This is a genomic window from Vibrio sp. Y176 (genome assembly GCF_033438945.1).
In genome coordinates this window covers 1-908 of record NZ_JAWOQS010000208.1, presented here as the reverse complement: position 1 = coordinate 908, position 908 = coordinate 1, and the positions used below count along the sequence as shown (strand labels likewise).

Genomic DNA, 908 nt, shown 5'->3' with positions numbered 1-908 from the left:
CGCACCAAAGATACCTTCGGTTTTTGGCGTAAGCGCACGCTGAATCCGGAGTCAAACGTGCAGTTTGGTGAAGGCGGCGCAGGAACCTTTTCGGATGGCAAACTGTATAGCCAAGTGAAAGATCCTAATTTCTACGGTCGCAAAGTGATCACTGAATTTGTAGAGGCTGGCGCACCAGAAGAAATTCTATACGTAAGTAAACCGCACATCGGTACTTTCAAGCTGGTAACGATGATCGAGAAAATGCGTGCGACCATCATCGAGTTAGGTGGTGAAATTCGCTTTAGTACTCGTGTTGATGATCTTCATATGGAAGACGGTCAAATCACAGGCGTGACATTGTCAAACGGTGAAGAGATCAAATCTCGTCACGTGGTATTGGCCGTTGGTCACAGTGCGCGTGATACATTTGAAATGTTGCACGAGCGTGGTGTGTACATGGAGGCGAAACCATTCTCGGTTGGCTTCCGTATCGAGCACAAGCAATCGATGATCGACGAAGCACGTTTTGGTCCAAATGCGGGTCACCCAATTCTTGGTGCTGCGGATTATAAACTGGTTCACCATTGTAAAAATGGTCGTACCGTGTACAGCTTTTGTATGTGTCCAGGCGGCACTGTTGTTGCGGCGACATCTGAAGAAGGTCGCGTAGTGACGAACGGCATGAGCCAATACTCTCGTGCAGAGCGTAACGCAAACAGTGCGATTGTTGTGGGTATCTCTCCTGAGGTGGATTACCCGGGTGATCCTCTAGCGGGTATCCGTTTCCAACGTGAACTTGAATCTAACGCTTACAAACTAGGCGGCGAAAACTACGATGCGCCAGCACAGAAAATCGGTGACTTCCTGAAAGGCCGCGATCCAAGTCAGCTTGGTGATGTTGAGCCATCTTTCACGCCGGGCATTAA

The 908-nt window shown here is 49.1% G+C and carries 1 protein-coding gene; it reads left to right on the top strand.

Annotated features, from left to right (window positions below):
• Positions 1-908: NAD(P)/FAD-dependent oxidoreductase (locus R7O13_RS25125; RefSeq protein ID WP_318304975.1), on the top strand; the 908-nt coding region annotated here is incomplete at both ends.